Source organism: Pseudomonas cavernicola (assembly GCF_003596405.1).
Classification (GTDB): Bacteria; Pseudomonadota; Gammaproteobacteria; order Pseudomonadales; family Pseudomonadaceae; genus Aquipseudomonas; species Aquipseudomonas cavernicola.
The window spans coordinates 2,553,050-2,578,541 of the sequence record NZ_QYUR01000002.1 but is presented as its reverse complement, the minus strand read 5'-3'; the positions used below and the strand labels follow the sequence as shown (position 1 = coordinate 2,578,541).

The 25,492-nt window shown below is 61.9% G+C and carries 26 protein-coding genes, 1 tRNA gene and 1 riboswitch; of the genes, 23 read left to right on the top strand and 4 right to left on the bottom strand.

Annotation, left to right across the window (positions count from 1 at the left end; translation table 11 throughout):
* Positions 1-310 precede the first annotated feature (310 nt).
* Positions 311-1,309, bottom strand: coding sequence for an AraC family transcriptional regulator (locus D3879_RS12265; protein WP_119954506.1), 999 nt, complete (start codon positions 1,307-1,309; stop codon positions 311-313).
* Positions 1,310-1,668: 359 nt separating this feature from the next.
* On the opposite strand from D3879_RS12265, the gene D3879_RS12260 reads away from it, so the two are divergent.
* The 4 genes from D3879_RS12260 to D3879_RS12245 all read left to right on the top strand — a co-directional run bounded on the left by D3879_RS12260 (position 1,669) and on the right by D3879_RS12245 (position 7,317).
* Positions 1,669-2,967 (top strand): dicarboxylate/amino acid:cation symporter, encoded by a 1,299-nt coding sequence (locus D3879_RS12260; RefSeq protein WP_119954957.1) that lies wholly within the window; start codon positions 1,669-1,671, stop codon positions 2,965-2,967.
* Between the two features lie 178 nt (positions 2,968-3,145).
* Entirely contained in the window at positions 3,146-4,285 is a 1,140-nt protein-coding gene (locus tag D3879_RS12255) for an acyl-CoA dehydrogenase family protein (RefSeq protein ID WP_119954505.1), read from the top strand.
* A 100-nt stretch (positions 4,286-4,385) separates the two neighbouring features.
* Positions 4,386-6,029 (top strand): AMP-binding protein, encoded by a 1,644-nt coding sequence (locus tag D3879_RS12250; protein ID WP_119954504.1) that lies wholly within the window; start codon positions 4,386-4,388, stop codon positions 6,027-6,029.
* 106 nt (positions 6,030-6,135) lie between these two features.
* Positions 6,136-7,317, top strand: a complete 1,182-nt coding sequence (locus tag D3879_RS12245; protein WP_119954503.1) for a CaiB/BaiF CoA transferase family protein — start codon at positions 6,136-6,138, stop codon at positions 7,315-7,317.
* 63 nt (positions 7,318-7,380) lie between these two features.
* Here D3879_RS12245 and D3879_RS12240 read toward each other — a convergent pair whose 3' ends face one another.
* The 3 genes from D3879_RS12240 to D3879_RS12230 form a co-directional block, all read right to left on the bottom strand.
* A complete protein-coding gene (locus D3879_RS12240) occupies positions 7,381-7,875 on the bottom strand; it encodes a SprT family zinc-dependent metalloprotease (RefSeq protein ID WP_119954502.1) in 495 nt (164 codons plus the stop codon).
* 122 nt (positions 7,876-7,997) lie between these two features.
* Positions 7,998-8,597 (bottom strand): Yip1 family protein, encoded by a 600-nt coding sequence (locus D3879_RS12235; RefSeq protein WP_119954501.1) that lies wholly within the window; start codon positions 8,595-8,597, stop codon positions 7,998-8,000.
* Positions 8,598-8,764: 167 nt separating this feature from the next.
* On the bottom strand, positions 8,765-9,361 hold the full coding sequence (locus D3879_RS12230) for a DNA-J related domain-containing protein (RefSeq protein ID WP_119954500.1): 597 nt from the start codon (positions 9,359-9,361) through the stop codon (positions 8,765-8,767).
* 90 nt (positions 9,362-9,451) lie between these two features.
* Between D3879_RS12230 and D3879_RS12225 the strand changes: the two genes are divergently transcribed.
* The 19 genes from D3879_RS12225 (at position 9,452) to D3879_RS12135 (ending at position 25,461) form a co-directional block, all read left to right on the top strand.
* Positions 9,452-10,261: a DUF547 domain-containing protein gene (locus D3879_RS12225; RefSeq protein WP_218567825.1), complete on the top strand. Its 810-nt coding sequence runs from the start codon at positions 9,452-9,454 to the stop codon at positions 10,259-10,261.
* Positions 10,262-10,411: 150 nt separating this feature from the next.
* Positions 10,412-11,236 carry a tRNA 2-thiocytidine(32) synthetase TtcA gene (gene ttcA, locus D3879_RS12220; protein WP_119954499.1) on the top strand — a complete coding sequence of 275 codons (825 nt, stop codon included), beginning with the start codon at positions 10,412-10,414 and terminating at the stop codon, positions 11,234-11,236.
* Between the two features lie 35 nt (positions 11,237-11,271).
* Complete coding sequence (locus tag D3879_RS12215) at positions 11,272-11,943, top strand: DNA-3-methyladenine glycosylase I (protein WP_119954498.1); 672 nt, start codon at positions 11,272-11,274, stop codon at positions 11,941-11,943.
* 44 nt (positions 11,944-11,987) lie between these two features.
* Entirely contained in the window at positions 11,988-12,755 is a 768-nt protein-coding gene (locus tag D3879_RS12210) for an NAD-dependent deacylase (protein WP_119954497.1), read from the top strand.
* A 65-nt stretch (positions 12,756-12,820) separates the two neighbouring features.
* Complete coding sequence (locus D3879_RS12205) at positions 12,821-13,411, top strand: C40 family peptidase (RefSeq protein WP_119954496.1); 591 nt, start codon at positions 12,821-12,823, stop codon at positions 13,409-13,411.
* A 95-nt stretch (positions 13,412-13,506) separates the two neighbouring features.
* The gene (locus D3879_RS12200; protein ID WP_119954495.1) at positions 13,507-14,025 is read left to right on the top strand and encodes a C40 family peptidase; all 519 of its coding nucleotides are present in this window, start codon (positions 13,507-13,509) and stop codon (positions 14,023-14,025) included.
* Positions 14,026-14,059: 34 nt separating this feature from the next.
* Entirely contained in the window at positions 14,060-14,722 is a 663-nt protein-coding gene (locus D3879_RS12195; protein WP_119954494.1) for an O-methyltransferase, read from the top strand.
* Positions 14,723-14,851: 129 nt separating this feature from the next.
* Positions 14,852-14,927: transfer RNA gene (locus D3879_RS12190), tRNA-Ala, on the top strand.
* A 478-nt stretch (positions 14,928-15,405) separates the two neighbouring features.
* A riboswitch (cobalamin riboswitch) is annotated at positions 15,406-15,664 on the top strand.
* A gap of 290 nt (positions 15,665-15,954) precedes the next feature.
* Positions 15,955-16,566, top strand: a complete 612-nt coding sequence (gene cobO, locus D3879_RS12185) for a cob(I)yrinic acid a,c-diamide adenosyltransferase (RefSeq protein WP_119954493.1) — start codon at positions 15,955-15,957, stop codon at positions 16,564-16,566.
* 10 nt (positions 16,567-16,576) lie between these two features.
* Positions 16,577-17,881, top strand: coding sequence for a cobyrinic acid a,c-diamide synthase CobB (locus tag D3879_RS12180; protein ID WP_119954492.1), 1,305 nt, complete (start codon positions 16,577-16,579; stop codon positions 17,879-17,881).
* A gap of 13 nt (positions 17,882-17,894) precedes the next feature.
* Positions 17,895-18,575, top strand: a complete 681-nt coding sequence (bluB, locus tag D3879_RS12175) for a 5,6-dimethylbenzimidazole synthase (RefSeq protein WP_119954491.1) — start codon at positions 17,895-17,897, stop codon at positions 18,573-18,575.
* Positions 18,572-19,537 carry an adenosylcobinamide-phosphate synthase CbiB gene (cbiB, locus tag D3879_RS12170; RefSeq protein ID WP_119954490.1) on the top strand — a complete coding sequence of 322 codons (966 nt, stop codon included), beginning with the start codon at positions 18,572-18,574 and terminating at the stop codon, positions 19,535-19,537. The genes bluB and cbiB overlap by 4 nt, the downstream gene beginning before the upstream one ends.
* Positions 19,530-20,543 carry a threonine-phosphate decarboxylase CobD gene (cobD, locus tag D3879_RS12165; protein WP_119954489.1) on the top strand — a complete coding sequence of 338 codons (1,014 nt, stop codon included), beginning with the start codon at positions 19,530-19,532 and terminating at the stop codon, positions 20,541-20,543. The genes cbiB and cobD overlap by 8 nt, the downstream gene beginning before the upstream one ends.
* Positions 20,540-21,997 carry a cobyric acid synthase gene (locus D3879_RS12160; RefSeq protein ID WP_119954488.1) on the top strand — a complete coding sequence of 486 codons (1,458 nt, stop codon included), beginning with the start codon at positions 20,540-20,542 and terminating at the stop codon, positions 21,995-21,997. Before cobD ends, D3879_RS12160 begins: the two co-directional genes overlap by 4 nt.
* A 91-nt stretch (positions 21,998-22,088) precedes the next feature.
* Positions 22,089-22,610, top strand: coding sequence for a bifunctional adenosylcobinamide kinase/adenosylcobinamide-phosphate guanylyltransferase (gene cobU / locus D3879_RS12155; protein WP_119954487.1), 522 nt, complete (start codon positions 22,089-22,091; stop codon positions 22,608-22,610).
* A complete protein-coding gene (cobT, locus tag D3879_RS12150) occupies positions 22,607-23,662 on the top strand; it encodes a nicotinate-nucleotide--dimethylbenzimidazole phosphoribosyltransferase (RefSeq protein ID WP_119954486.1) in 1,056 nt (351 codons plus the stop codon). Before cobU ends, cobT begins: the two co-directional genes overlap by 4 nt.
* Positions 23,659-24,231 (top strand): alpha-ribazole phosphatase family protein, encoded by a 573-nt coding sequence (gene cobC / locus D3879_RS12145; RefSeq protein ID WP_119954485.1) that lies wholly within the window; start codon positions 23,659-23,661, stop codon positions 24,229-24,231. Before cobT ends, cobC begins: the two co-directional genes overlap by 4 nt.
* A 9-nt stretch (positions 24,232-24,240) precedes the next feature.
* Entirely contained in the window at positions 24,241-24,975 is a 735-nt protein-coding gene (locus tag D3879_RS12140; protein ID WP_119954955.1) for an adenosylcobinamide-GDP ribazoletransferase, read from the top strand.
* 72 nt (positions 24,976-25,047) lie between these two features.
* Complete coding sequence (locus D3879_RS12135) at positions 25,048-25,461, top strand: MarR family winged helix-turn-helix transcriptional regulator (RefSeq protein ID WP_119954484.1); 414 nt, start codon at positions 25,048-25,050, stop codon at positions 25,459-25,461.
* Positions 25,462-25,492 lie beyond the last annotated feature (31 nt).

Below are 25,492 nucleotides of genomic sequence, written 5' to 3'. Positions count from 1 at the left end.
GAATGCGCATTAGGCCGTAGCCGTTAAAGCACAGTCAAAGGTGAACACGCTCCAGCAGGTTAAACCAGGATTGCACGGCCAACGAAACCTTCACCGGTTTAATCCAGAAGGGGAGCTGCTACACGAAAGTACCAGTCTGGCTCTCGTTCAGCTGCGGTTCAGAGAGGGTTGAGCAAGCATTCGCATTCGTTTTCAGATGAGCTGAGCCTCTGAGAACAGCTTCGAGGCCACTCAGCGCAATCGGAGCAATCGCGCCGCGCCTGTTTGCCGTAGGAGCGAGCTCAGCTCGCGATCGGGGCCTCGGTGTTATTCAGCTCTCTTGCGCGCGATAGGTGCCAGGTGTCAGCCCGGTCCACTTCTTGAACGCACGGTGAAAGGCCGAGGGCTCGGAGAAACCGAGCTGTTCGGCAATATCCTGAATCGGCAGGTTGTCGCGACCCAGGTGGTAGATCGCCAGGTCGCGGCGCAGGTGATCCTTCAGTTCCTGAAAGCTCGAACCCTCCTCGCGCAAATGCCGACGCAGGGTTTGCGGGCTCATGTGCAGCTGTTTGGCCACCGCCTCCAGATCCGGCCAACTGCTGCAGTCACGCCCGAGCAGGCGGCGGATCTGGCTGATCAGGCTGTCGCCGCCGTCCGGGCGGGCGAGCAGATCGGCGGGCGAGCGTTCGAGGAAGTGTTTGAGGGTGCGCTCGTCCTGTAGCAGCGGCATGCTCAGGTAACGGGCCTGAAAGCGCAGGCTGATGCTGTCAGCGGCAAAGCGCCGGGGGTTGGGGAAGAGCAGGTCGTACTCGGCACTGTGCTCAGGTTCGGGGTAGGTGAAGGTGGCCTCCTCCAGGCGGATACGCTGGCCGATCAGCCAACTGGCGAGGCGGTGCCAGATCACCAGCAGGCTTTCTACCAGGAAGTGATCGGGGTCCCACAGGCTCGAGTCGTCCAGCGTCAGCCGCGCCCATTCGCCTTCGCGGGTCAGGGTGATGCTCGGTCCGTCCGGGAACAGGCTGTAGAACAGGGTGCCGCGGGCGAGGGCTTTTTCCAGCGTGTGGCAGTGGATGAGCGCGTAACACATCATGGCGAAGGTGCCGGGTTTGCTGCGGTTGCTGCCAAACCCCATGTACTCGTCGTCCAGCTTCTCCCAAAGCAGCTGCATCAAGCGGGCGAACTGTTCCGGGGCTATGCGCGCGCGCGGCTCCTCCAGCAGGGCCGGCTGGATGTTCAGTTGCCGCAGGATAGACGAACAATCCAGGCCATGCCGCTCGGCGCCACGCAGGGCGGCACGGACGAAATGGCTGGCAATGGTGCGCTCGCGCATGGGGCAGGCTCATAGAAAAAGGCTGGCCGATGGTAAGCATGCCGTGCGGTTGGGAACAAGCGCCCACGCCGATGAGGCGGGTGGAGGCCAGCGGTGCGCGAAAGAATGGGGGATATCCGCCAGGCAGTGGGCGGGAATCCGCCAAGTTGATCTGCTTTTGAGAGCGATTATTTAAGTCAAGTGTATGTTTTTAAAGGGTTTTATCTGAACTTATAAGGCTGGCATGGCCTTTGCGATAGGCGCTGTAGACCTGCGTAGTCGGCAGGCAAACAACAAATCCCTCCAGTGCAGGAGGGTTAGCGCTTTGGCAGCGCGCGCATCGAGGAATGATGTGGCGCGATGCCCTTGAGGAACATGCCATGACCCGTAAACCGTTCTACAAGGTTCTCTATGTCCAGGTGCTGGTGGCCATCGCCATCGGTGTGCTTCTCGGGCATTTCTATCCGGATACCGCCGTCGCCCTGAAGCCGCTCGGGGATGGTTTCGTCAAACTGATCAAGATGATCATTGCGCCGATCATCTTCTGCACCGTGGTTACCGGTATCGCCGGTATGCAGAGCATGAAAGCGGTCGGTAAGACGGGCGGCTATGCGTTGCTGTATTTCGAAATCGTTTCGACCATTGCGCTGCTGATCGGCCTGGTCGTGGTCAACGTCGTGCAGCCGGGTGCCGGCATGCATATCGATCCAGCATCGCTGGATACGTCTGGCATCGCTGCCTATGCCGCGGCTGGCGAGAAGCAAAGCACTATCGAGTTTCTGATCAACGTCATTCCAGGCACCGTGGTCGGGGCGTTCGCCAGCGGCGACATCCTGCAGGTGCTGTTTTTCTCCGTGCTATTCGGTTACGCCTTGCACCGCGCCGGCGACTACGGCCGTCCGGTGTTCGATTTCATCGAGCGTATCTCGCAAGTGTTTTTCAGCATCATCGGCGTGATCATGAAGGTAGCGCCGCTCGGTGCGTTGGGCGCCATGGCCTTCACCATCGGCAAATATGGTGTGGGTTCGCTGGTTCAGCTCGGTCAGTTGATGCTGTGCTTCTACATCACTTGCGTGCTGTTCGTGCTGCTCGTGCTGGGTGGGATTGCCCGTCTGCATGGCTTCAGCATCCTGCGGTTCATCCGTTACATCCGTGAAGAGCTGCTGATCGTGCTGGGCACTTCGTCTTCCGAAACCGCGCTGCCGCGCATGATCGACAAGATGCAGAAGCTCGGTGCGAACAAGTCGGTGGTGGGTCTGGTGATTCCTACCGGCTACTCCTTCAACCTGGATGGCACCTCGATCTACCTGACCATGGCGGCGGTGTTCATCGCTCAGGCGACCGACACGCCCATGGACCTCTCCCATCAGATCGCGCTGATCGCCGTGCTGCTGATCGCCTCCAAGGGCGCTGCGGGCGTTACGGGTAGTGGCTTTATCGTCCTGGCGGCGACCTTGTCTGCGGTCGGCCATCTGCCGGTGGCGGGGCTGGCGCTGATCCTCGGTATCGACCGCTTCATGTCCGAAGCGCGCGCCTTGACCAACCTGGTTGGCAACGGCGTTGCGACCATCGTGGTCGCCAAGTGGTGCAAGCAGTTGGACGAAGACACCTTGCAGCGCGAGCTGGCCGGTGGCGGTAAAGCCGATCTGCTGGTGGATACTGCTCGCGAAGCGGCTTAAACCTTTACTGCCTCCTCACGAGGGAGGCAGCTCCTCTGGCCCGTCGAGTGACGGGCTTTTTTTTATGCCCGGTGTTTGACCGAATGGGTCAATCGAGCCTGAGCGCTTGGGTCATTGAGCAGTTGTGGCGGCGGCGCCTACCCTGCGGGACGATCAAATCCGCAGGGAGCTGCCCACCATGCACCGCATTCATTTCGAAACCGAGCACGCCATGTTCCGCGAGTCCTTCCGCACCTTTCTGCAGAAGGAAGTGGTGCCGCACCAGGAGGCCTGGGAGGAGGCCGGGGTGGTGAGTCGCGAGGTCTGGCTCAAGGCCGGGGAGATGGGCTTCCTGTTGCCGTGGGCCGATGAGGAATACGGCGGCAGCGGGCTGAAGGACTTCCGCTACGAGCAGATCATGTGCGAGGAGCTGGCCAACATTAACGAGGCCGGTTTCATGCTGCCGCTGCACTCGGCGCTCTGCGGTCCCTATATCGCCGATTACGGCAATGCTGAGCAAAAGGCCCGTTTCCTGCCGGCAATCATTCGTGGCGAAAGTATCCTCGCAGTGGCGATGACCGAGCCGGGCGCCGGTTCCGACCTGGCCGGGATGCGTACCACGGCAGTCGACAAGGGCGATCATTACGAGCTGAACGGTTCCAAAGTCTTTATCTCCAACGGGCTGTTGGCTGACGTGGTGATAGTCGCGGCCAAGACTGACCCGGCGAACAAACACGCCATGGGCCTGTTTCTGGTCGAGCGCGGGATGGAAGGCTTCGAGCGCGGGCGCAACCTGAAGAAACTCGGCATGAAGAGCCAGGACACCGCCGAGCTGTTCTTCAATAACGTCAAAGTACCGAAGGCTAACCTGCTCGGTGATGCCAAGGCCGGTTTCTTCTACCTGATGAACATGCTCGCCCAGGAACGCCTGACCAACGCCTGTGGCGCGGTCGGCGGGGCTGAAGCGGCGCTGCAAGTGACCATCGACTATGTGAAGGAGCGCAAAGCCTTCGATCGGCCGATTTCGCACTTCCAGAACACCCGTTTCAAGCTGGCGGAAATGCGCACGCAGGTCGATGTGGCGCAAGTTTTCGTCGACCGCTGCGTGATGGACCACAACCAGAAAAAGCTCACCCCGGAAGTCGCCGCCGAGGCCAAGCTGTTCACCACCGAACTGCTAGGCAAAGTCGTCGACGAAGGCGTACAACTGCACGGTGGCTGGGGTTACATGTGGGAGTACCCAATCTGCAAAATGTACGCGAATGCGCGGATTCAGCGGATCTTCGCCGGTACCTCGGAAATCATGAAAGAGATCATCAGCCGTGGGATGAAGCTCTGAGCTATTCATAGGATCCCCGCCTTCGCGGGGATGACGGGTTTGCCGGGTAGCTGCAGGGTGGGTTTGCCGAACCCAAATAACAATAAGAAGGGGAGAGGGGATGACCGAACAACTGCCGTTGCAACGCTTGGCCCACTGGCGGGTCACGCGACCGGATGCGGTCTGGCTCAGTCAGCCGATCGATCGCGTCTGGCACAACCTGACCTGGCGGCAGGTCGATGATCAGGCCCGGCGTATCGCCGCCGCGTTGCAATCCTTGGGTTGCGAGCCAGGCGAGCGGGTGGCGTTGTTTTCGAAAAACTGCGCCGAGTGGTTTATCGCCGATCTGGCCATCATGCTTGCCGGGCTGGTCAGCGTGCCGCTCTATCCGCAGCAGTCGATCGAGGCTACTGACTATGTGCTGCGGCATGCCGCGTGCAAGGTGATTTTCGTCGGTAAGCTGGATGATCCACAGAAGTTGGCCGCGGCGATTCCCGAACAGCTGATCCGCATCGCCTTGCCGTACCCGACGCTGCCGGCGCAGTACGACTGGCAGAGTTTGCTCGCTTGCCATGCGCCATTGGCTGAGGCGCACCGCCAACAACCGGATGAGCTGCTGAGTATTCTCTACACTTCCGGCACCACGGGCCAACCCAAGGGCGTGATGCTGACTGCGGGTGCCTTCGCCTTCGCTGCTGCTCAGGCTGTGGCGGACATGAAGATCGGGCCGACCGATCAGTATTTCTCCTACCTGCCGTTATCGCATGCCGCCGAACGCTTCCTGGTCGAGCTGGAAAGCCTCTACGCCGGGGCGCCGGTGGCCTTCGTCGAATCCCTCGAAACCTTTGCCGAAGACCTTAAGCTGGTACGGCCGACCGTGTTCTTCTCCGTGCCGCGGCTGTGGACGCGCTTCCAGCTGGGGGTGCTGGAAAAGTTGCCGGAGCCCAAGCTCAACCGCCTGTTGCGCGTTCCTCTGCTCGGGAAACTGGTCGCGCGCAAAATTCGTCGGGGCCTGGGGCTGGATCGCGCGCGGATTCTGGTTTCCGGTGCGGCACCGATTCCACACGCGTTGCTGGACTGGTATCAGAGCATTGGCCTGACCCTCTGCGAGGGTTATGGCATGACCGAAAACTTCGCCTACGGCACCTTTAATCGGCCCGGTCAGGTGCGTTTTGGCTCCGTGGGGCGGGGTATGCCGGAGAATCAGGTACGGATCGCCGACAGCGGTGAAATCCTCTTCAAAAGCCCTTCGCTGATGGCGGGGTATTACCTGGAGCCGGAGAAAACCGCGGAAGCCCTGCAGGACGGTTGGCTGCATACCGGTGACAAGGGCGAAATCGACGCTGCGGGTTATCTGACCATCACCGGGCGGATCAAGGACATCTTCAAGACCAGTAAGGGCAAGTACGTGGCGCCGGCACCGATCGAGGGTGAGATCGCCAAGAACACCTGGGTCGAGCAAGTCTGCCTGATAGGCAGCGGCTTGGATCAACCGCTGGCGCTGATCGAATTGGCGCCGGCAGCCCATGAGGCGGCGCGACAGCTGGTCGAAAGCGATCTGGAAAATACCCTGCGTGAGTTGAATGCCCAACTGGAGCCGCATGAGCGCATCAGTCATCTGCTGTTGGTGAGCGAGCCCTGGACGGTGGACAACGGTTGCATGACGCCGACCATGAAGATTCGGCGCAATGTGCTGGAAGCTCGCTTCGCCGAGCGCGTCAGCGGCTTGTCGGGTGACCGGCTATTACATTGGGAGCAACCGTAATTAATAGCAACCGTAGGCTGGGTAGAGCCGTTTTTTTGGCGAAACCCAGCCTACGAGGCACCAAGAGGTGCCGAATGAAGCCCCGCCATTTTGATCAGGAGGCGCCATGAAAGGCCCGCTGGCTTCACTGAAAATTCTCGATTTCTCCACCCTGCTGCCGGGGCCATTCGCCTCGTTGCTGCTGGCCGATATGGGCGCTGAGGTGCTGCGCATCGAGTCGCCAACGCGGATGGATCTGCTGCGCGTATTGCCGCCCCATGATGGCGGGGTCTCGGCCAGCCATGCCTACCTCAACCGCAATAAGCGCAGCATTGCCCTCGATCTCAAACGGCCCGAAGCGGTCGAGGTGGTTAAGCAGTTGGTGGGCGACTACGACATCGTCCTCGAACAATTCCGCCCGGGGGTGATGGATAAGCTCGGGGTGGGTTATGAGGCGCTCAAGGCCATCAATCCGAAGCTGATCTATGTGTCGATCACCGGCTACGGGCAGACCGGCCCTTACAAGGGCCGCGCCGGGCATGACATCAACTACCTGGCTCTGTCCGGTATCGCCGATCAGACCGGGCGCCTCGAAACGGGGCCATTGCCGTTGGGTATCCAGGCGGCGGACATTGCCGGTGGTTCCTTCCACGGTGTGATGGGCCTGCTGGCTGCGGTCATCCAACGCCAGCAGACCGGGGAAGGGCAGTATGTCGATGTCAGCATGACCGACTGCGTCTTCAGCCTGCATGCGATGGCCGGTGCCGGCTACCTGGCCTGCGGCGAGGAGCCGAAGATGGAGAGCCAGGCACTGAACGGCGGCAGCTTCTATGACTACTACCGCACCCGCGATGGTCGCTGGTTATCGGTCGGCAGCCTGGAGCCGCAGTTTATGCAGCAGTTTTGCGCAGGCCTTGGCCGCCCGGACCTGGCTGCGGTTGGTTTGTCACCGAAGCCCGAAGAGCAGCGCTCGCTCAAACGTGAGATCCAGCTTGAATTCGAGAAGCGGGACTTTGCCGAGTGGAGCGAGCGTTTTGCGGCTCTGGATGCCTGCGTCGAGCCCCTGCTGAGTCTGGCCGAAGCGCTCGAACACCCGCAGTTGAAAGCCCGCGGTCTGGTCACCGACGTGCCGCGTGGCGGTAATCCGCCGCAAAAGCAGATCGCCTGCCCGATCAAGTTCTCGGGCGGCCTGCCAGCGCCACGGCATATCGGTTCGCCGTTGGGGGCACATACCGAAGAAGTGCTGCGCGGCCTGGGTTATGCCGCCGAGCAGATCGCCGAGTTGAAGGCAGCGAAGGTGATTGGCTGAGGTTGCGTGCATGTCACCTCGTCCTTCTGCAGCGGTCGGGCGAGGGGCACGCCAGCACAAGCCTTATTCCTGTCGCTGCTGCCCGCTAAAAACCAAGGTCGCCCGGCAACGCCGGCAGAAATAGCGGCGGCCTTTGCTCACCAGTGCATGCCGTTGCGCGGAGAAGGGGAAGTCGTGGTCCGGGCACTGGCAGTTGTAGAGGTAGCGGGTCGCGGTGCGGCGTTTGATGGCGTAGGTGTGACAGCGATTGGGCGGCAGCTCGTAGACCCCGCGCATGATCAACTGCCACTCCTCGCCATGCGGCTGGATGCGTGAGCCGAACATCTCGCGCGCAATCATATGCGCGACTTCGTGGGCCACGGTTTGCTTGAGGAAGTCTTCGCTGTTTTCGCGGTACAACTGCGGGTTGAAGCGCAGCAGGTTTTCATCCAGATGCGCCACCCCGGCTTTTTGCCCACGTAACTTGAGGCTGACCGCGGGGCGGGTAAAGCGGCGGTTAAAAAAAGCTTCGGCCTGCTGGTAGCAAGCTTCGACACGGGCATTGAGTTGTTCGGGCATCGGGTCCTCCAAATGCAGGCGGAATTATGCCCAAGCGCGTCGCGGTCAGCAGCCCTAAAACGACGAAACCGCCAAACGGCGGTTTCGGATTTGCTTAATGGAAGGTTCTCAAATGCTGTACATCAACTGGTGTAGACAGGCCCAACGCCGAGGCCCCAGAAAATCACCGACAACGCGATCATCGCCACCAGCACCACCAGGCCGACCGCCAGCACCGAACTGGAGAACATGAAGCCTTCGTCCTTGGGGATGTTCATGAAGGCCGGGATGCCCACGTAGAGCAGGTAGGCCGTGTAACAGACGGCCGCCGTGCCGACGAACATGGCGAGCCAGAGGTTAGGGTAGAGCCCCGCAAGGCCACCAATAAACAGTGGCGTGGCTGTGTATGCAGCGAACACGACACATTGCGCCATGCTCGGGCTGGCGTCGTAAGTGCGCGCCATCCAGTTGATAAAAGCACCCATGACCGCAACGCCGGCGAGCATGGCCAGGTAGGTCATGAGAGTCATCCACAGGGCACTGCCTTCGGTCAGCATAACCGGTGCGCCGCCGCCGACTGTCCAGCCAACCTGGGTGGTACCGATATAAGCCGAAACAGCCGGAATAGCCGCGAGAATCAGGACGTGGGTGAGATACATGTGGCTGATACTTTCCTCTTCGCCGCGGATCTCTTGCCACTCTTGATCGGGATGCGTGAAGAGCCCCCAAACGTGATGGATCATACCAAACACCTCCTCTTGTTATAGCGGCCGCCCCCCAGCGTAGCGCCCGGCGCGCGTGAGTAGCGCTACCGGGTGCAGGGCCGAACCTATGCGACCGTATGTCGCAGTATAGGTCGGGCCTGGAGGCCGCGTTGGGCGTGGCTTTAGAGCAAATTAGTCTCTAAAAATCAGTTGTAATAGCGCTCTAGTATTTCCATCGCCAGGTTGATCGACTGCAGGCGCGTCGTGCTGCCGCCGCGATCCGGGTGATGCAGGCTCACCAGTTGTCGGTACCGGCGCTTGATAATGTTGAGGTTGAGTGGTTCGTTCGATTCTTCCAGTTCGAACAATTCCAAGGCAGCGTGTTTTTCGTCACCGCCCTGCATGCGCTTCCAAAAGCTGGTCAGCAGCTTCTCCACGTCATTTTCGCTGGTATCGCGCAGGTGTTGCAGATCCAGATAGTAGTCACGCAGCGGATCATGTTCGCTGAGTGCCGCGCTGCCCGCTTGATAGGGTTGCAACTGCACACACAACGGGCTGATCAGCAGATGTGCAGTTCGCTCGTTCCAGAGTCGTTCGCGCAGTTGGTAGAGCGCGTTGAACAGCAGAAAGTGGGTGCGAAACAGCACCAGTTTGTCGGTCAGTGCCAGGTGCGGGATATGTGTCGAGTGACGTGCTTTGAGTTGTTGGATCAGTAGATATTCGCTGCAGCCGTCGGGTGCCTCGCGCAGCAGTTCGAGCAACTGTTCGGCAAGGTCGAGGGTGGGATTCAATTCGTGGCTCATCGACCGAGCCTAGCACAGCGGCAGCGCGGGTTTGAGGGGCGGAACTCACTGGAGTGCGGCCTGTCCCACCTAATAAGTCGGAGGATGTATATGCGCCTGTTGCGCCAGCTGACAGCTGTTTTCCTGATCCTGCTCGCCGCTTCTGTGAGCGCTGCGCCGTCGGCCGAACGCTGGGCAGTGTGGGATGCCAGCGACGAAAGCCGCGCCGCGCATATCGACCACAGCGCCTGGCAGGTACTCCTGACGCGCTATCTGAACAGCCAGCATCCGAGCGGTATTGCGCGTTTCGACTACGCCCATGTGGATCCAGGCCACCGCCGCCTGCTGGATGTGTATGTCGAGCAACTGAGTGCTCTCGATCCGCGGCAATTCACCCGTGCCGAGCAGTTTGCCTATTGGGTCAATCTGTACAACGCGCTGATCGTGCAGTTGGTGCTCAAGCAATACCCAGTGGATTCAATTACCAGTCTCGGCGCCTGGTATCAGTTCGGTCCCTGGGATAAGGCCGTCACCGAGGTCGCCGGCTATAAACTCAGCCTCAACGATATTGAACATCGCATTCTTCGCCCGCTCTGGCGCGACCCACGTCTGCATTACGCACTCAATTGCGCCAGCCTCGGTTGTCCCAATATGGCGGCCGAAACCTATAGCGCGCAGAACAGCGAGCGCCTACTGGAAGCGGGTGCGCGGGCCTATATCAACCACCCGCGGGGAGTGGCTTTTGAGGATGGCAACTTGGTGTTGTCGAGGATTTACGACTGGTATCCTCAGGACTTCGGTGGCGAGACGGGGCTGCGTGCGCATCTCATCCACTACGCCGAGCCAGCCTTGGCGCAGCAGCTGAAAGCCTTTACCGGCAAGACCCGCTATCGGTATGACTGGAATCTCAACCAGCCCTAACAGATCACTGAAAAACTACCGCGGGCTTCGCACGCTACCTTTTCACCGCCCTGCTGAAGATGGGTGGGGTAGGGCTGTAGGCGCTTTCTGGGTAAAATAGCTAATTTTCGCTACCCCCCATTTTCGTCAATCCCCGGACTTCAGCGCACCATGGGCACCCTTTCGGTTAATCAAAGCAAACTGCAGAAACGCTTGCGCCGCCTGGCTGGCGAGGCCGTTACCGACTTCAACATGATCGAAGACGGTGACAAAGTCATGGTCTGCCTGTCCGGCGGCAAGGACAGCTACACCATGCTCGATGTCCTGCTGCATCTGCAGAAGGTCGCGCCGATCAAGTTCGAGATCGTCGCGGTCAATATGGATCAGAAGCAGCCGGGCTTCCCCGAGCACGTGCTGCCGGAGTACCTCAAGAGCATCGGCGTCGACTATCACATCGTCGAAAAAGATACCTATTCGGTGGTGATGGAGAAAATTCCGGAAGGTAAAACCACCTGCTCGCTCTGTTCCCGTCTGCGCCGCGGCACCCTCTATACCTTCGCCGACGAGATTGGCGCGACCAAAATGGCGCTCGGCCACCACCGCGACGACATTCTCGAGACTTTTTTCCTCAACATGTTCTACGGCGGCACGCTCAAGGCCATGCCGCCGAAACTGCGCGCCGACGACGGGCGTAATGTGGTGATCCGGCCGCTGGCCTACTGCAGCGAGAAGGACATCGAGGCCTACTCTGAGCTCAAAGGGTTCCCGATCATCCCCTGCAACCTCTGCGGCTCGCAGGAGAATCTGCAGCGTAAGGTGGTCAAGGAAATGCTGCTGGATTGGGAGCGCAAGACGCCCGGACGCACCGAGATCATGTTCCGCGCTCTGCAGAACGTGATGCCCTCACAGCTGGCCGACCGCAATCTGTTCGACTTCACCAATCTGCGCATCGATGAAAACGCCACACCGCGCTTTGTCGATGTGATGAATCTCTGATCTTGAAACCAGCCAGGACAGCCTGAGGAGAATGGATGCGCGACTACAAATGGCTCAATGAGTATTGTCTCAATCGCTTTGGCTCCAAGGCGGCGTTGGAAGCCCGGCTGCCGATGCCAAAATCGGCGGCTGAGTTGCGCAAGATCGGTGATGACCGTTACCTGTCGTTGATCGCCCTGCGGGTCTTTCGCGCCGGCCTCAAGCACAGCTTAGTGGATGCCAAGTGGCCGGCCTTCGAGGAGGTCTTCTTCGGTTTCGCTCCGGAGAAAGTCGTGCTGATGGGTGGCGAACATCTGGAGCGGCTGATGCAGGATGCGCGGCTGATCCGTCACCTTGGCAAGCTGAAAAGCGTGCCGCGTAACGCGCAGTTTGTCCTCGATGTGGCGAAGCAGCAGGGCAGTTTCGGCGCGCTGGTCGCCGATTGGCCGGTGACCGATATTGTTGGCCTGTGGAAGTACCTGGCCAAGCACGGCAGTCAGCTCGGTGGGCTATCGGCGCCACGCTTGCTGCGCATGGTTGGCAAAGATACTTTTATTCCGACCGACGATATGGTCGCGGCGCTGAAGGCGCAGGAGATCATCGAAAAGGCCCCAACCAGCCTGAAGGAACTTGCCGCAGTGCAAGCCGCGTTCAATCAGTGGCACGCGGAAAGCGGTCGGCCCTTGTGCCAGCTTTCGGTGATGTTGGCGCATACGGTTAATCACTGATCGCGAGGCTCGGCACTCGCCCTTAAAGGATAGAGGAGGCCCCGATGGACGCTTCAGTTCAGCGAGTCGCTCAGGCCCTTCAGAGCGCCGAACGCATCTTGATCATCAGCGGTGCGGGCCTTTCCGCGGATTCCGGTTTGCCGACCTATCGCGGTCTCGGTGGCTTGTATAACGGCACGACCGAAGAAGGGTTGCCGATCGAGGCGGCGCTCTCTGGGCCGATGCTGCAACGCGACCCTGCCCTGTGCTGGAAATACCTCGCCGAACTGGGCAAAGCCTGCCTGGGCGCCAAACCGAATGCTGGTCATTACGCTATCGCCGAGCTGCAACGGCGCAAATCCGGCTGCTGGGTACTGACCCAGAATATCGACGGTTATCACCGCGCGGCAGGTAGCCCGGCGGGACGGCTGATCGAGATTCATGGTGAGCTGGCGCCGCTGTTCTGCCAATCATGTGGCGCCGAGAGCCCTGATTTGGCGCAGCATCTACAGCGCCCTCTGCCGCCAAAATGCGTGCAGTGCGGTGGTATTCTGCGACCGCCCGTAGTGCTGTTCGAGGAAATGCTACCGGAAAAGGCCATCGATACGCTCTACGCCGAGCTGCGCAAAGGCTTCGATGTGGTGCTGGCGGTGGGAACCACGGCGAGCTTCCCGTACATTGTCGAACCGGTCATGCGCACCCGCCAGGCTGGCGGCTTTATTGCCGAAATCAACCCGATGAACAGTGACCTCAGTCGGGTGGTGGATGTGCATTTGCGGGGTAGGGCCTTAGATGTTTTGCCGGAGTTGCTAGGTCACATTGCGGCTAATTAAATTTGCATCTAAGGGTTGTGGAAGGCATAGTCGCGGCTTCATAAAAATCCGACACGGCCGTGCCCATGCTAAAACGCTTCGCACCCCTCGTGCCTCTCGCACTCTCGTTCTTCCTGGTCGCTTGCGCCGGCCACTCGCCGAAATCGCAGGTTGCCGTCGCTCCCCAGCCGGTTGCTGATGAGCAAACTGCCGAGCAACTGCCGGACTTTGCGCAAGACAAACCCTACGAATTGCCGACCTTTGCCGACAGCATCCTGGCTCACGGCCTGTCGCTGGTAGGCACCCGCTACCGTTTCGGCGGCACCTCGGTCTCTTCCGGTTTCGATTGCAGCGGCTTTATCGGTTACCTGTTCAAAGAAGAAGCCGGTATGAGCCTGCCGCGCTCCACCCGCGAAATGATCAACCTCGATGCGCCGCTGGTGGCGCGTACAGAGCTTGAGCCAGGCGATCTGGTGTTCTTCGCCACCAACGGCCGTGGCCGAGTCAGCCATGCCGGCATCTACCTCGGCGATGATCAGTTCATCCACTCTTCCAGCAGTCGCAGTGGTGGTGTGCGGGTGGATAGCCTGGGTGATAAATACTGGAGCCGTACCTTCATCGAGGCCAAGCGCGCCTTGGCGATGGCTTCGGTTAGCCGCAATCAGCTGCACCCTTAACCTCCATTCAGTTCAGCCCGCGTAAGCGCAAAGCTTGCGCGTGGCCGTACCTCGGGGCAGAGTAGAGCGCACTAAGAATCAGAGCCGCCTCGCTAATGCCCGTCACGGCCCGCCTCGCCCTCATCGTACTCGCCGCGCTGCTAACTGCCTGCGCGAGCAATCCCGCCCCTCCAGAAAGCGTTTTCAGCACCCCTGTCGAGCAAAGTGGCACCGCCGATGATGTGCTGTTGCGCGCCTTGGGGTTGGTCGGCACGCCTTACCGTTATGGCGGTAATACCCCAGATAGCGGCTTCGATTGCAGCGGCCTGATCGGTTACGTCTACCGGGATGCTGCCGGCATCGCCTTGCCGCGCTCTACCCGCGAGCTGATCGGCATGCGTGCGCCGAGTGTGCGCCAGGATGCGCTGCAGACCGGTGATCTGGTGTTCTTCGCCACCAATGGCGGCGGTCAGGTCAGCCATGCGGGTATCTATGTCGGGGAAGGGCGTTTCGTGCACGCGCCCTCCAGTGGCGGCACTGTGCGCCTGGATAGCCTGGCGACTGCCTATTGGCAGAAGAGCTATCTGGATGCCAAGCGGGTGCTCAATCCAGCCCACCTCGCCCGCACGCCTTGACCTGCACGCGCCCTTACCTGCACAGGAGTGTTGCATGACCGGCCGTACCCTGAATCTCGACGACGCACTGTATAACTACCTGCTCGATGTCTCCCTGCGCGAAACGCCGCTGCTCAAGCGCCTGCGCGAGGAAACTCAAGCCTTGCCCATGGCGCGCTGGCAAATCGCCCCGGAGCAGGGTCAATTCATGGCGCTGCTGGTCAAGCTGAGCGGTGCCAAACGGCTGCTGGAAATCGGCACCTTCACAGGCTACAGCGCACTCTGTATGGCCAGCGCCATGCCGGAAGATGGACAGCTGATCTGCTGCGACCTGGCCGGTGACTACAACGTTACTGCCCGTCGCTACTGGCAACAGGCGGGGATGCATGAGCGCATCGACCTGCGACTGGCACCGGCGCTGGAAACCCTGAGCCAGTTGGAGCGAGAGGGGCGGAGCGAAACCTTCGACCTGATCTTTATCGACGCCGACAAGGCCAATTACCCGGTTTATCTGGAACATGCCCTGGTGCTGGCCCGGCCTGGCGGTTTGATCCTGTTCGACAACACCCTGTGGAGTGGGCGAGTGCTGGAGGCCAACCCCGACAGCGCTGACACCCGCGCCATCCAAGCCCTCAACCGTCGCCTGAAAAATGATCAGCGTGTGGATTTGTCTCTGTTGCCCATCGGCGATGGCCTGACCATCTGCCGTAAACGCTGATAGCAGTGCTGGGCGTGGGCGCATGAGTTCGCCTCAGCAGCTTTTTCCAACGATGTGCTCGAACAGGCTTGACCGCGTCCGCCTGCCAGCGCCGACCCGCAGCCGGTGAGCTATATTCAGCCCGTCTTAGGGCCGATAGCTCAGCTGGGAGAGCGCCACGTTCGCAACGTGGAGGTCGGGAGTTCGATCCTCCTTCGGTCCACCAAATCCAAAGGCCGGAACCCATTGGGCCGGCCTTTTCCTGGACTTCAACAGGTCAGAACTTTGGAGTCCCAAAGCAGTACTTCACCAGTACCTGGCGGCCTGTTTGGTTAATTCAATTACTTAAGGAGGTTCGGGATAAATGAGTAACTGTCGTTCCCGCGATGGCGGGACAAAAGCACGCAGTGCGTTGAACGCCCAGAGGGCGGCCTCGGAGGGGTGAACGTAGTGAATAACCCAGGAGGCCACGGCCTTTCTGGATGCCCGCCTGCGCGGGCATGACGCTTCGTTCAATATTTCCTTGGAATAATGAACCAACCGCTTGGGGCGCTAGCCGGAGCATCTGAAGGCTGGATAAGGTCTTTGGCGGTCACCACCGGCGGGGCAAAGTGCGCAGTTTGGCGGCACCGCTGCAGAGTTCAGTTGCAGCCTGGCCACACCAGCCCTAAGGTCGCGTTGACGCTCCATCCCCAACCCTCTACCCTGCCTGCCTTGCTTCAGGTGCCCCCCCAGTCTTAGCGCCGAGGGGGTGAAACAGGGAAGCCGGTGCGTTCTGCGCGTTGATTAGTAAATGATCAACAGCCGCAAACAATTCCGGCGCTGCCCCCGCAACGGTAGGCGAGTCAAGAAGCCGCTTTATAGCCACTGTGCTCTGCACGGGAAGGTGCGGTTTTGCGAACACCTCATCTCGAAGGTGTTCCGCTCGTAAGCCCGGAGACCGGCCTGTCGCAGTCCACGGCATCGCGGAGGGCGTTGTCTGGCGTGTGGGCTGCGCTGTGCCGCCTGTGCGTCTGCTGTTCTCCGCGAGCTTTACCCAGCCCGAGTCGTGTGGGCGAGAGTGGTGGAGATACTGTCTCGATGAGTAAGTCCTTTCTGGCGCCAGTGCTGCCTAGCTGTTCGGCAGTGGTGAGAATTTTCCCGCCGCACACTGGGCGGTATTCTTTCTGGCCAGTCTGTCTCGACACCCCTTTCGCGCTTCCAGCAGTGTTTTTGGCAGCCTTCAACGTGCAGCAAGGTTCTGAGGTGAAACGATGAGCGAGTCAGCAGAAAGAGATACCCGCCACAAGGCTCGGATGGAGCGCAAAAAGGCCCTGGTCGATGAAAAGATCGCCCAGGCGCAAGACGAATACGGTCTGTTGCTGGTGCACACCGGCAATGGCAAAGGCAAAAGCAGCTCGGCCTTCGGCATGGTCGCCCGTGCGTTGGGCCATGGCATGAAGGTCGGCGTGGTGCAGTTCATCAAAGGGGCGGCGAGTACCGGCGAAGAGCGGTTCTTCCGCCGCTTCCCCGAGGAAGTCAGCTACCACGTGATGGGCGAGGGCTACACCTGGGACACGCAGGATCGCCAGCGCGATATCGACAAAGCCGTCGCCGCCTGGGCGGTTGCCAAGCAGCTGTTGAATGACCCCGAGATCGGCCTGGTGGTGCTGGATGAGCTGAATATCGCGCTCAAACACGGCTATCTGTCGCTGGAAACCGTACTGGCCGATATCGGTGGTCGTCCGCTGTTGCAGCACGTGGTCGCCACCGGCCGTGGTGCGCCACCCGGCTTGATCGAGGCGGCGGATACCGTGACCGAAATGGGCATGCTCAAGCATGCGTTCAAGTCCGGCGTGAAGGCGCAGAAAGGGGTGGAGTTTTGAGGTTTTCTGTATGAGCGCCGAACGCCAATGCCCGGCACTGTTGATTGCCGCACCGGCTTCCGGCCAGGGCAAGACCACTGTCACCGCAGCTCTGGCGCGCTTGCATTCGCGCCAGGGCAAACGGGTACGGGTATTCAAGTGCGGGCCGGACTTTCTCGATCCGATGATCCTCGCCCGCGCCAGCGGCGCGCCAGTCTATCAGCTGGATCTGTGGATGGTCGGCGAGGTGGAAAGCCGCCGCCTGCTTTGGGAAGCCGCTGGCGAGGCCGACTTGATTCTGATCGAAGGGGTCATGGGCCTGTTCGATGGCACACCGTCCGCCGCCGACCTGGCGCGGCATTTCGGCGTGCCGGTAATGGCGCTGATCGATGGTTCGGGCATGGCCCAGACGTTCGGTGCCATGGCCCACGGCATGGCAACGTTCCAGGCGGATCTGCCGTTCTCCGGGGTGCTGGCCAACCGCACCGGCAGCATCCGCCATGGCGAGATCCTGCGTGACTGCCTGCCCAAGCACATCCACTGGTACGGCGCCTTGCCGCGCAGTGCCGCGATCGAACTGCCGAGCCGGCATCTGGGCTTGGTCCAGGCCGAAGAGCTGGCCGACCTGGATGCCCGTCTGGATGCCGCCGCCGATGCCTTGGCCGCGAGTGCCGACGTTGGCTTGCCGGCGCCGGTGAGTTTTGCCGCTCCCGAGCTGTTTGAGAGCCAGCCCATCGAAGCGTTATTGGCCGGCGTGCGCATCGGTGTCGCGCGGGATACTTCGTTCGCTTTTCTCTACCAGGCTAACCTCGATCTGCTGCGTGAGCTGGGCGCCGAACTGATTCAGTTTTCGCCGCTGCAGGATGCCGGTATCCCCGAGGTGGATAGCCTTTATCTGCCTGGTGGCTACCCCGAGTTGCACCTGCAGCAGTTGGCGGCGAACCAGACGATGAACTCGGCGATTCATGCCCATCACGCCGCCGGCAAACCGATCCACGCCGAGTGCGGCGGCATGCTCTACCTGCTCAAGGGGCTGACCGATAAAGACGGTGAGCGCGGCGAGCTGCTCGGCCTGCTGCCTGGCGAGGCGCTGATGCACAAACGCCTGAAGGCGCTGGCGCTGCAGGAAATCGAATTGCCGGAAGGGCGCCTGCGTGGCCACACCTACCACTATTCGGAACTGGACTGTGCCCTGGAGCCGTTGGCTCGTGGTGTCTGCCCGACTTATAAACGCACGGCCGAGGCGGTTTACCGGATCGGCCGGCTGACCGCTTCCTATATTCACTTCTATCTGCCGTCCAATCCCCGGGCGGCTGCGGCCTTGTTCTTACCATGAGCGAGTCGACTGCATGAGCCAGCACGCTTTCAGCGAAGCCGAGCGCGCGGCGGTGTACCGCGCAATTGCTGAGCGCCGCGACATGCGCCATTTCAGCGGCGGCCAGGTTGCGCCCGAGCTGCTGGCGCGTTTGCTGGAAGCGGCGCATCAGGCGCCGAGCGTCGGGTTGATGCAGCCTTGGCGGTTTATCCGCATCACCCAGGCCGGCTTGCGCAGCGCCATTCATGGCTTGGTGGAAGAGGAGCGGGTGCGCACGGCCGAGGCATTGCAGCAGCGCTCGGATGAATTCATGCGGCTCAAGGTCGAGGGTGTGCGTGACTGCGCCGAGTTGCTGGTGATGGCGCTGATGGAAGGCCGCGAGGCGCATGTGTTTGGCCGCCGCACCTTGCCGGAAATGGACCTGGCTTCGGTTGCCTGCGCGATTCAGAACCTCTGGCTCGCTGCTCGTGCGGAGGGCCTGGGCATGGGCTGGGTGTCGTTGTTTGACCCCGAGGCCTTGGCCGCGCTGCTCCACTTGCCGGCTGGGGCGAAACCGGTGGCGGTGCTCTGCCTGGGCCCGGTGCCGGAGTTTTATCCGGTGCCGATGTTGCAGCAGGAAGGTTGGGCCACGCCGAGGCCGCTGGCCGAACTGGTGTTCGACAATCAGTGGGAAGAGCGGCAGTGGGAAGAGCGGCAGCGGGGCGAGCGGACATGAGCATCGCCCTGTTGAGTGTGGCTGGTGTGGCGCTGGATGCCGTGTTGGGCGAGCCGAAAAGCTGGCACCCGCTGGTGGCTTTCGGGCGCCTTGCTGATGCACTTGAAAGACGCTTCAACCGGCCATTCGCTCCCCCTTTGGCAGAAGGTGATGTGCACAACCAGATGAGGCATGAAGACATCGGTCGCGGCTGGCGCAGCCATGGGGTCACGGCCTGGGTGTTGGCGGTGTTGCCGCTGACGCTGATGGCCTATCTGTTGAGCCTGCTGCCCACTGTCGGTTGGCTGGTCGAGGTGCTGGCGCTGTATGCGGCAATCGGCTTGAAGAGCCTGGCCGAGCATGCCGAGCCGGTGGCCCGGGCGCTGCGCCAGGATGATCTGCCGGAGGCGCGCAAGCGTGTCGGTTACATGGTCAGCCGGCAGACCGCCGAGCTGGATCACGAGGCCGTCGCCCGTGCCGCCACCGAATCGGTGTTGGAGAACGGCAGCGATGCGGTCTACGCCGCGCTGTTCTGGTTCGTGTTGCTCGGCGCGCCGGGCGTGGTGCTGTACCGCCTGAGCAATACCCTGGACGCCATGTGGGGTTATCGCAACGCGCGCTTCGAGCGCTTCGGCTGGGCCGCCGCGCGGATCGATGACGTACTCAATTACCTCCCCGCCCGGCTGGTTGCGCTGACGTACGCGCTGCTCGGCAAAACCCGGCTGGCATTGCATTGCTGGCGCACTCAGGCGCCGACCTGGGACAGCCCAAACGCCGGCCCGGTGATGGCTGCAGGTGCCGGTGCGCTCGGTGTGGCCCTTGGTGGACCGGCGGTTTACCACGGAGTGTTACACCAGCGCCCGCGCCTGGGAGAAGGGCCGGCGGCTGGTGCGGAAACTATCGAACGGGCGGTCAGCCTGGTGCGCCGTGGCGTGCTGCTCTGGCTGCTGATCTTGCTGGTGGGAGGCCGACTCTATGCTTGAACACGGCGGGCGTTTGCAGCTGGCTGCGCGTCAGTACGGGATTGCCGAGACCGACTGGCTCGATCTCTCTACCGGTATTGCGCCCTGGCCGTGGCCGCTGCCGGAGATTTCCCTGCGCGCCTGGGCCCGACTGCCGGAGACCGAAGACGGCCTGGAGGCCGCTGCCCGCGCCTATTACGGCGCCGCGCAGCTGTTGCCGGTAGCTGGCTCGCAAGCCGCGATCCAGATGCTGCCGCGTCTGCGTCGCGCTGGCAAAGTTGGCGTGCTGTCGCCCTGCTACGCCGAACATGCCGAGGCCTGGCGCAAGGGCGGGCATATCGTCCGTGAGCTCAGCGAGGATGAGGTCGACTTCTTCCTCGACGGCCTCGACGTGTTGGTGCTGGTCAATCCGAACAACCCCACCGGCCGGCTCATCGAGCGGGCACAGCTGCTCGACTGGCATGCGCGTCTGGCCCGCCGGGGTGGCTGGCTGGTGGTCGATGAAGCCTTCATGGACAACACGCCGGAACAGAGTCTGGCCACCAGCAGCGGCCGAGACGGGCTGATCGTGTTGCGTTCGTTCGGCAAGTTCTTCGGCCTGGCCGGTGCCCGGCTTGGTTTTGTCCTGGGCCCAAACAAACTGTTGCAGGCGCTCGCTGAACAACTGGGGCCCTGGACTATCAACGGTCCGACCCGAGTGCTTGGCGCAGCCTGCCTGCGCGATGGTAACGGGCATCTGCTGCAGCGCCAGCGCGCGGCCCAGGCCAGTCAGCGCCTGGCCGGGTTGCTCGGGCGCTATGGTTTTGCGCCTGTCGGTGGTTGTGCGTTGTTCCAATGGTTGCCGAGCGCCGAGGCGCAAGTGTTGCAGGATTTTCTCGCCCGGCGCGGGATCCTGGTCAGGCTGTTCGTGCAGCCGCTTGTAGAAAAAGTGCAAAGCAGCAGCCTGCGTTTTGGCCTGCCGGCGGATGAGGCGGGCTGGGCCCGTCTCGAGCAAGCGTTGCAGGCCTATCGGCTGGAGCTTTCATGAATAGCTTAATGGTCCAGGGCACGACCTCGGATGCCGGTAAAAGCACCCTGGTCGCCGCGCTGTGCCGCTGGCTGCAACGCCAGGGCGTCGCGGTGGCTCCGTTCAAACCGCAGAACATGGCGCTTAACAGCGCGGTGACGGCCGACGGCGGTGAAATCGGTCGCGCTCAGGCGGTGCAAGCTCAGGCGTGTGGTCTGGCGCCGCACACCGATATGAACCCGGTGCTGCTGAAACCCAACAGCGACACCGGCGCGCAAGTGATCATCCACGGCCGCGCCATCAGCAGCATGGAAGCGGCGGCTTATCACGGCTACAAAAAGGTCGCGATGCAGGCCGTGCTGCAATCCCATCAACGCTTGAGTGCCACTTACCAGGTGGTGATGGTGGAGGGCGCCGGCTCGCCAGCGGAGATCAACCTGCGGGCTGGCGACATCGCCAATATGGGCTTTGCCGAAGCGGTTGACTGCCCGGTGATCCTGATTGCCGATATCGACAGGGGTGGGGTGTTCGCGCACTTGGTTGGCACCTTGGAGTTGTTGTCCGAAAGCGAGCAGGCGCGCGTCCAGGGTTTCGTGATCAATCGTTTTCGCGGTGCGTTGAGCCTGCTGCAACCGGGCCTCGACTGGCTCGAACAGCGGACCGGCAAGCCGGTGCTCGGCGTGCTGCCGTACCTCAGCGATCTGCATCTGGAAGCCGAAGACGCCATCGACACACGCCAGACGCCAAAGGCCGAGCGCGTGCTGAGGGTGGTGGTGCCGGTGCTGCCGCGGATCAGCAACCACACCGACTTCGACCCGCTGCGCCTGCACCCGCAGGTCGACTTGCAGTTCGTTGCGCCGGGGCAGCCGATTCCGCCGGCGGATTTGGTCATCCTGCCCGGTTCGAAAAGCGTGCGTGCCGACCTGGCGTTTCTGCGAGCCAATGGCTGGGAAGAAACGCTGCAACGGCATCTGCGTTATGGCGGCAAACTGCTGGGGATTTGCGGCGGCTTGCAGATGCTCGGCCGCAACCTGCACGACCCGCTCGGGTTGGAAGGCGCGGCGGGCTCCAGCCCGGGTTTCGGCCTGATGGAGTTCGACACCGTGCTGGCAGCGGAAAAACAGCTGCGCAATGTCCAGGGCCGTTTGTGTCTGGAGGATGCGCCGGTGAGCGGTTACGAAATCCATGCCGGCGTCACTAGCGGTCCAGCGCTGGATTCTGCCGCGGTGCGCCTGAGCGATGGTCGCAGCGATGGCGCGCAGAGTGTGGATGGGCAGATTCTCGGCACCTACCTGCACGGCCTGTTTGAAGCGCCGGCAGCCTGCAGTGCCTTGTTGCGCTGGGCCGGTTTGCGCGACGTCCAGCCGGTCGATTACCACGCCCTGCGCGAGCGCGATCTTGAGCGGCTGGCCGATCTGGTCGAGGAACACTTGGACTGCTTGCGGTTGCGCGAACTGTGTGGCCTGTCTGGGTAATCGGGAACTGTAGGGTGGGTGCAACCCACCAATCCGAGCTTTCATGTGAATGCCATGGTGGGTTGCACCCACCCTACGGAGAAGCTTTTAGATGCTTGAACTGATCCTTGGCGGTGCGCGCTCCGGCAAAAGTCGTTTGGCCGAGCGGCTGGCGGCAGAGAGCGGCCTACCGGTGACCTATATCGCCACCTCGCAAGCGCATGACGGCGAGATGAGTGCACGTATCCAGCACCACCGCGAACGCCGCCCGCTGGCGTGGGGGCTGATCGAAGAACCGCTGGAACTGGCTCGTGTGCTGGCTGAAAACGCCGCCGAGGGCCGGTGTCTGCTGGTCGACTGCCTGACGCTCTGGCTGACCAATCTGCTGATGCTGGACGACCTGGCACGGTTGGCGGCTGAACGTGAGGCGCTGTTGGCCGCTATCGAGCGACTGCCAGGGCGGATCATCCTGGTCAGCAACGAAACCGGCCTGGGTGTGGTGCCGCTGGGCGAGCTGACCCGCCGTTATGTCGATGAGGCGGGCTGGCTGCATCAGGCCCTGGCCGAACGCTGTCAACGGGTGATTTTCAGCGTGGCCGGCTTACCCATGATTTTGAAAGGAGTGCCGTTATGAGTCTGTCCTGGTGGGATGCACCGTGTCAGTCGTTGGATGCTATCGCCAGCAACAAGGCCTCGGCGCGCCAGCAGCAGTTGACCAAACCGACCGGCTCGCTCGGCCAATTGGAGCAGGTAGCGATTGACCTGGCTGGCATGCAGGGGCGCGAGCGGCCCAGCGTCGATAGCCTGTGGATCGCGATTTTTGCCGCTGATCACGGCGTGGTGGCGGAGGGTGTTTCGGCCTATCCGCAAGCGGTCACCGGGCAGATGCTGCGCAACTTCGTGGCCGGTGGCGCGGCCATCAGCGTGCTGGCGCGGCAGTTGGACGCCGCCCTGGAGGTCATCGACCTGGGCACCGCGGTGCCGCTGGAGCCCTTGTCGAACGTGCGGCATTTGCAGGTTGGTGCCGGTACGCAGAATTTTGCCCAAGGCCCGGCGATGACTCGGGCACAAGCCTTGATCGCCCTGGAAGCCGGGCGCGACAGCGTGCGGCGGGCCCTGGATGCCGGCGCCCAGCTGTACATCGGCGGCGAGATGGGGATTGGCAACACCAGCTCTGCCAGTGCTCTGGCCTGTGCCTTGTTGGGCTGCCCAGCGCGGCTCATGGTCGGACCCGGCACAGGCTTGGATGTGGCTGGCGTCGCGCATAAAACGGCGGTGATCGAGCGCGCGCTGGCGCTGCATCAGGCCCATCTGGGCGAGCCGCTGGCGCTGTTGCAACACCTCGGCGGTTTTGAAATCGCCGCGCTGGTCGGTGCCTACCTGGCCTGCGCCCAGCAGGGTCTGGCGGTGCTGGTGGATGGTTTTATCTGCAGCGTGGCGGCACTGCTTGCGGTGCGCATCAATCCCGCTTGCCGGCAGTGGTTGTTGTTCGCCCATCGCGGCGCTGAGCCGGGGCATCAGGCGGTGCTGGAAGCCCTGCAGGCGCAGCCGTTGTTGCAGCTCAGCTTGCGCCTGGGCGAGGGCAGCGGGGCGGCTTTGGCGGTGCCGCTGTTGCAACTGGCCTGTCGTCTGCACAGCGACATGGCGACCTTTGCCGAAGCCGCTGTGGCTGATCGCCCGGCATGACCCTGCAGCTGGATTTGTTGCGCCACGGTGAAACCGAACTGGGCGGCGGCTTTCGCGGCAGTCTGGACGACGCGCTGACCGCCAGCGGCTGGGCGCAGATGCGCGCGGCGGTCGCTGACGCCGGGCCTTGGGATCTGATCGTCAGCTCGCCGCTGCAACGCTGTGCGGCCTTCGCCCGAGAACTGGCGAAGCAGCAAGGTGTGCAGTTGCAACTGGAAAACGATCTGCGCGAACTGCATTTCGGCGCCTGGGAAGGTCGCAGTGCGGCGGCATTGATGGACACGCAGGCCGAGGAACTCGGGTTGTTCTGGGCCGATCCCTACGCCTTCACGCCACCCGAGGGCGAATCCATGCAGCAGTTCGCCGAACGCGTGCTGGCAGCCATCGAGCGTTTGGCGGCCCGTTTCGCCGGTCAGCGCCTGCTGCTGGTTACCCATGGTGGCGTGATGCGGCTGCTACTGGCCCAAGCGCGCGGTCTGCCGCGTGAGCAGTTGTTGCAGGTGGAAGTAGGGCACGGCGCTCTGTTCCAGTTGGGCGTCGTCACTCCTTTTGCTCTACACGAGCACTAAAACATGTCGATGCAGCCACTCTTGATCGCCCTGCAATTTCTCACTTGTCTGCCGATTCGCCTGGCTGGCATGCCGACGCCAGAACAACTGGGGCGCTCGCTGCTCTGGTATCCCGCCGTGGGTGTAGTGCTGGGCGCGTTGCTCTGGGGCTTGAGCGCAGTGCTCAGCGACGCTCCGCTGCTGTTGCACGCGGCCTTGTTGTTGGCGGTTTGGGTGATGTTGAGTGGGGCGCTGCACCTGGATGGTCTGGCGGACACGGCCGATGCCTGGCTCGGCGGTCTGGGCGATCGGGAACGCACCCTGACGATCATGAAAGACCCACGCAGTGGGCCTGTCGCGGTGGTCACGCTGGTACTGCTGCTGTTGCTCAAGTTCGCCGCACTGGTGGCGCTGCTCGAGCAAGGCCAGGGGCCGGCGTTGCTGCTGGCACCCTGGCTGGCACGGGCGCTGCTGCCGTTGCTGTTCCTCTGCACGCCCTATGTGCGCGCCGGTGGCCTGGGGCAGGCGCTGGCTGAGCATTTGCCGCGGCAGACGCTGCCGTGGGTGCTCGGCGCACATGGCTTGGCCATGCTGCTGTTGGGCTGGGTGGGATTACTGGCGCTGGCTTGCGCGTTGCTGCTGTTTGCCTGGCTGCGGCGGCGGATGATCGTCCGGCTTGGCGGCACCACCGGTGATACGGCGGGGGCGATGGTGGAACTGGTTGAGTGTGCGGTATTGCTGAGCTTGGCATTGGCTTACCGCTGAGCGACAACCTGGGTCGACGATCAAGCTGTTTAGGCTTGACCTGCTGTAGATTGCGGGTATATACACGCAGTTATGTTGATGACCCAATGCCTTTGCACCAAACTGCGCCGCGCGGCTCGTAGCGTGAGCAGACTCTATGACGATGCCCTGCGCGATATCGGCTTGAGTGTTGCGCAGTATTCCCTGCTGAGCCATTTACAGCGGCTGGACCAGCCGAGCATTTCCGAGCTGGCCGTAGCCATGGGCCTGGATCGCAGCACGCTAGGGCGCAATCTCAAGCTGTTGCAAGCCGAAGGTCTGATTGTTCTGGGTGATGGCGAGGATCAACGTAGTCGCCTGGTGCAGATCAGCTCCAGCGGACGTGAGCGCATCGCTCAGGCGCAGGTGGCCTGGAAGAGCGCCCAGGCGCAGTTGGCCTCGCGTCTGGGCGAGGGCAAGCGCGAAGCACTGATGTTGCTGCTGGATGATTTGGAAAACATCGTTTAATTTTTTGCGCGATTACGCGGGTATATACCCG

Excerpts from the sequence above, each read along its gene's own strand:
- cobO (WP_119954493.1), top strand. The coding sequence starts at position 15,955 with ATGAGCGAGTCAGCAGAAAGAGATACCCGCCACAAGGCTCGGATGGAG.
- D3879_RS12140 (WP_119954955.1), top strand. The coding sequence starts at position 24,241 with ATGCAGCCACTCTTGATCGCCCTGCAATTTCTCACTTGTCTGCCGATT.
- D3879_RS12205 (WP_119954496.1), top strand. The coding sequence starts at position 12,821 with ATGCTAAAACGCTTCGCACCCCTCGTGCCTCTCGCACTCTCGTTCTTC.
- D3879_RS12255 (WP_119954505.1), top strand. The coding sequence starts at position 3,146 with ATGCACCGCATTCATTTCGAAACCGAGCACGCCATGTTCCGCGAGTCC.
- D3879_RS12265 (WP_119954506.1), bottom strand. The coding sequence starts at position 1,309 with ATGCGCGAGCGCACCATTGCCAGCCATTTCGTCCGTGCCGCCCTGCGT.
- D3879_RS12235 (WP_119954501.1), bottom strand. The coding sequence starts at position 8,597 with ATGATCCATCACGTTTGGGGGCTCTTCACGCATCCCGATCAAGAGTGG.
- bluB (WP_119954491.1), top strand. The coding sequence starts at position 17,895 with ATGAGCCAGCACGCTTTCAGCGAAGCCGAGCGCGCGGCGGTGTACCGC.
- D3879_RS12195 (WP_119954494.1), top strand. The coding sequence starts at position 14,060 with ATGACCGGCCGTACCCTGAATCTCGACGACGCACTGTATAACTACCTG.
- D3879_RS12245 (WP_119954503.1), top strand. The coding sequence starts at position 6,136 with ATGAAAGGCCCGCTGGCTTCACTGAAAATTCTCGATTTCTCCACCCTG.
- D3879_RS12135 (WP_119954484.1), top strand. The coding sequence starts at position 25,048 with ATGTTGATGACCCAATGCCTTTGCACCAAACTGCGCCGCGCGGCTCGT.
- D3879_RS12180 (WP_119954492.1), top strand. The coding sequence starts at position 16,577 with ATGAGCGCCGAACGCCAATGCCCGGCACTGTTGATTGCCGCACCGGCT.
- D3879_RS12210 (WP_119954497.1), top strand. The coding sequence starts at position 11,988 with ATGGACGCTTCAGTTCAGCGAGTCGCTCAGGCCCTTCAGAGCGCCGAA.
- D3879_RS12215 (WP_119954498.1), top strand. The coding sequence starts at position 11,272 with ATGCGCGACTACAAATGGCTCAATGAGTATTGTCTCAATCGCTTTGGC.
- cbiB (WP_119954490.1), top strand. The coding sequence starts at position 18,572 with ATGAGCATCGCCCTGTTGAGTGTGGCTGGTGTGGCGCTGGATGCCGTG.
- D3879_RS12200 (WP_119954495.1), top strand. The coding sequence starts at position 13,507 with ATGCCCGTCACGGCCCGCCTCGCCCTCATCGTACTCGCCGCGCTGCTA.
- cobT (WP_119954486.1), top strand. The coding sequence starts at position 22,607 with ATGAGTCTGTCCTGGTGGGATGCACCGTGTCAGTCGTTGGATGCTATC.
- D3879_RS12230 (WP_119954500.1), bottom strand. The coding sequence starts at position 9,361 with ATGAGCCACGAATTGAATCCCACCCTCGACCTTGCCGAACAGTTGCTC.
- D3879_RS12250 (WP_119954504.1), top strand. The coding sequence starts at position 4,386 with ATGACCGAACAACTGCCGTTGCAACGCTTGGCCCACTGGCGGGTCACG.
- cobC (WP_119954485.1), top strand. The coding sequence starts at position 23,659 with ATGACCCTGCAGCTGGATTTGTTGCGCCACGGTGAAACCGAACTGGGC.
- D3879_RS12225 (WP_218567825.1), top strand. The coding sequence starts at position 9,452 with ATGCGCCTGTTGCGCCAGCTGACAGCTGTTTTCCTGATCCTGCTCGCC.
- D3879_RS12160 (WP_119954488.1), top strand. The coding sequence starts at position 20,540 with ATGAATAGCTTAATGGTCCAGGGCACGACCTCGGATGCCGGTAAAAGC.
- ttcA (WP_119954499.1), top strand. The coding sequence starts at position 10,412 with ATGGGCACCCTTTCGGTTAATCAAAGCAAACTGCAGAAACGCTTGCGC.
- D3879_RS12260 (WP_119954957.1), top strand. The coding sequence starts at position 1,669 with ATGACCCGTAAACCGTTCTACAAGGTTCTCTATGTCCAGGTGCTGGTG.
- D3879_RS12240 (WP_119954502.1), bottom strand. The coding sequence starts at position 7,875 with ATGCCCGAACAACTCAATGCCCGTGTCGAAGCTTGCTACCAGCAGGCC.
- cobU (WP_119954487.1), top strand. The coding sequence starts at position 22,089 with ATGCTTGAACTGATCCTTGGCGGTGCGCGCTCCGGCAAAAGTCGTTTG.
- cobD (WP_119954489.1), top strand. The coding sequence starts at position 19,530 with ATGCTTGAACACGGCGGGCGTTTGCAGCTGGCTGCGCGTCAGTACGGG.